At 47.5% G+C, this 2,869-nt stretch carries 5 protein-coding genes; 3 read left to right on the top strand and 2 right to left on the bottom strand.

All coding sequences use genetic code 11. The annotated features are described in order from the left end of the window. Positions 1–6 precede the first annotated feature (6 nt). The 3 genes from JOY50_RS29400 to JOY50_RS28450 all read left to right on the top strand — a co-directional run bounded on the left by JOY50_RS29400 (position 7) and on the right by JOY50_RS28450 (position 1,426). Entirely contained in the window at positions 7–75 is a 69-nt protein-coding gene (locus tag JOY50_RS29400) for a colicin release lysis protein (RefSeq protein ID WP_405046021.1), read from the top strand. Between the two features lie 737 nt (positions 76–812). Next, on the top strand, positions 813–1,004 hold the full coding sequence (locus JOY50_RS28455) for a Rop family plasmid primer RNA-binding protein (protein WP_195711769.1): 192 nt from the start codon (positions 813–815) through the stop codon (positions 1,002–1,004). Further along, the gene (locus JOY50_RS28450) at positions 1,004–1,426 is read left to right on the top strand and encodes a helix-turn-helix domain-containing protein (protein WP_195711771.1); all 423 of its coding nucleotides are present in this window, start codon (positions 1,004–1,006) and stop codon (positions 1,424–1,426) included. The genes JOY50_RS28455 and JOY50_RS28450 overlap by 1 nt, the downstream gene beginning before the upstream one ends. Before the next feature lie 537 nt (positions 1,427–1,963). Here the strand turns inward: JOY50_RS28450 and JOY50_RS28445 are convergent. After that, entirely contained in the window at positions 1,964–2,182 is a 219-nt protein-coding gene (locus JOY50_RS28445) for a hypothetical protein (protein ID WP_195711772.1), read from the bottom strand. After that, on the bottom strand, positions 2,175–2,720 hold the full coding sequence (locus JOY50_RS28440; RefSeq protein ID WP_243056163.1) for a hypothetical protein: 546 nt from the start codon (positions 2,718–2,720) through the stop codon (positions 2,175–2,177). Before JOY50_RS28440 ends, JOY50_RS28445 begins: the two co-directional genes overlap by 8 nt. Between the last annotated feature and the right edge of the window lie 149 nt (positions 2,721–2,869).

Below are 2,869 nucleotides of genomic sequence, written 5' to 3'. Positions count from 1 at the left end.
AACTATATCAGAGATGTTCAAGGGGGATCGGTGGCCCCCTCGGCATCTACTACGATAAGTGGGACTAGCTCTTAGTAACGGATCTTCTTGTGATCCTTTATCGTTCATCGTAATCTCTTGCTCTGTAAACGAAAAAACCACCCGGCAAGGTGGTTTTTTCGAAGGATCGGAAACCGGCAAGTTTCTGAACCGAGGTAACTGGCTAGTTAGAGGAGCGCAGTCACCAAAACTGTTCGTTTAGTTTAGCCTTAACCGGCGCATAACTTCAAGACTAACTCCTCTAAATCAGTTACCAATGGCTGCTGCCAGTGGCGCTTTTGCATGTCTTACCGGGTTGGACTCAAGACGATAGTTACCGGATAAGGCGCAGCAGTCGGACTGAACGGGGGGTTCGTGCATACAGTCCAGCTTGGAGCGAACTGCCTTCCCGGAACTGAGTGTCTGGCGTGGAATGAGATAAACGCGGCCATAACAGCGGAATGACACCGGTAAACCGAAGGCAGGAACAGGAGAGCGCACGAGGGAGCCATCAGGGGGAAACGCCTGGTATCTTTAAAGTCCTGTCGGGTTTCGCCACCGCTGATTTGAGCGTCATATTTCGTGATGCTTGTCAGGGGGGCGGAGCCTATGGAAAAACGGCAACTCCGTGGCTTTCTTTTGTTCGCTCTGGCTATCTGTGCTGTCGTCTTATGCCCTTATACGTGAGTTGTCACCGCTCGCCGCAGCCGAACGGCAGGAGCGTAGCGACTGAGTGAGCGAGGAAGCGGAAAAGAGACCGGTTTAACATCGAGTACTGACGCTCTGAGGCCTTTATGACAAAACAACAGACGACCGCGCTGAACATGGCTAAATTTATCCAGAATCAGTCCCTGCTCCTGCTGGGGAAGCTTAACGAGCTTGATCTCGATGCTGAGGCTGACCTTTGTGAGAAACTCCATGATGATGCCGAGCATCTTTTCCGTACACTGTCCTCGAGACTGGATGCATTACAGGATGGTAACTGATGGCCAGAGTGTCTATTAGTGAAGCTGCACGGCTTGTTAAGGTTAGTCGCCCCACAATTTACAAGATGCTTAACAGTGGGAAGCTAAGTTACACCTCTGTTGTAAAGCAAGGTAAGGATATTAAAGTTATTGATACATCAGAGCTTATTAGAGTTTTTGGTTCTCTTGATGGTGTAATCGACAGTGTAAAATATGATGTAAATATTGACGCTAAGTCTACAGAGGTTAACAACCAGGGTTTACATGACTTACAGCATAGAATTGCTTTGCTTGAAGCTGAAAACGATGGCCTTAAAGGCGCTGTTAAAGCGCGCGATGAACATATCGATTCCCTTCGCCAGGCTATGCAGCTTCTGGAGCACAAGCACGGACATTCTTCACAGGATCATTCTCCGTGGTGGAAATTCTGGAAAAAATCCTGATCGCGGCATTCTTCAGTTTTGCTCTCCGGCCATTCCGGGGAGTTCCTGAACCTTCCCAAAAATCGCCAGATTTCTGAACGCTCCTCACCACTAAAAATACCCACACCCCACGCAAAATTAAAATTTTGAAGATTTGTATTTAATATCAGTTGGTTACGTTAAGGAGATTTCGTTTTTTAAATTTTATTTATATAGATCCGACTCTATGACGAGTCGTCATAGAGTCCCCGGCGAGTCGTCATAGAGTCGGGGACGACTCAGGACTATAAAAACAATGAGTTAATAACGACCCGACTCTAGACCCGACTCCCCGTTTGGTTGTTTTTTAGTCGTGGCGACTCTAGGTACGACTCTAGTGAAGAGTCGCCGGTGAATCGTGTGGTGAGTCGTCCGGCGACTTGCCATAACGTGATTGCCGGCCGTCGACGAACCCGATTCCTGAACGTGCTGAAAACCGGTTTTCCGGCTGCGCCGGCAACGCCTCACGGCCACGCAATAAATTACGTCCCCGTTCACCGTTTTCGAAGGAGAAGAACGTCAGAAACAGGACTTTCCCTGGCTGCACGGCGTGAATTTCCGCGCTATGCACTTGCGCGCATACTCATGCATGTCGTAAAAACAGAGCCAGCGCGTTTCTGGCAGGTTTTCGGGTGGTTTGTTGCCTGTTTTGCCGGTTTCCTGCCAGAAACGCCATGAGGCCGTTTTAGCGGTGCGTACAATTAAGGGATTATGGTAAATGGTGACTTGGTTAATCATAAACATCCTGGGGGATGGCATACACCAGTTGGATATCCGGTGCATCGTTGAGCCATCGACCTGATTTTTTCATTAAGTAGCCACCAATTTCTTCGGTAGTCAGCCGGGCATGAAACAATGCTTCATCATTGAACCAGCAGTCAGGGTGATAGATGAGATCCAGTGGGTTTGCCTTGAAATTAATCTCCAGTAACTTGAGTTCATATCTTTGTTCAGATGCACTACCTTCTGCTTTGCGTATGAAGTTGATAACGTCGTTCAGTTCTGTCCATGTAAAGTCATCGAGGTATTTTTCCTGATTAAGCGCCATCCTGGTGAAATCTAGTGCACTTGTCCAGGATGAAAAATCACGAAAATCAGAGAACCCGCAGGGCATGACGACCTTTGCATTCCAGTCTGCCATCATCTGTTTTAGTTCTTCATTGTTTTCGTCCATCCCGTTATCGATGTGATCGAGAATGCCATTCAGCTGACTGATCAGTTCTTTCATCTGTTTACGGGTGACCCGTGCGGGTTTCATTCGCTCAGGTAATGGCATCAGAAATACTCTCTTTTTTATCGTGCACTCGGGGGAACTGAGTAATCTATCGGGCTATGAATCAGAGCACAAATCGTTTTTTTTTCTTTCTGATGATCCGCATTCTGCCTCAGATTTACCTCTGCCGTAACTTTTAACCGATTGAAAAT

Source organism: Pseudomonas sp. BP01, assembly GCF_022760795.1.
In the GTDB taxonomy this organism is placed as follows: domain Bacteria; phylum Pseudomonadota; class Gammaproteobacteria; order Pseudomonadales; family Pseudomonadaceae; genus Aquipseudomonas; species Aquipseudomonas putida_Q.
Note: the sequence above shows the minus strand (reverse complement) of the source record. Positions and strands in the feature narration are given on the sequence as shown.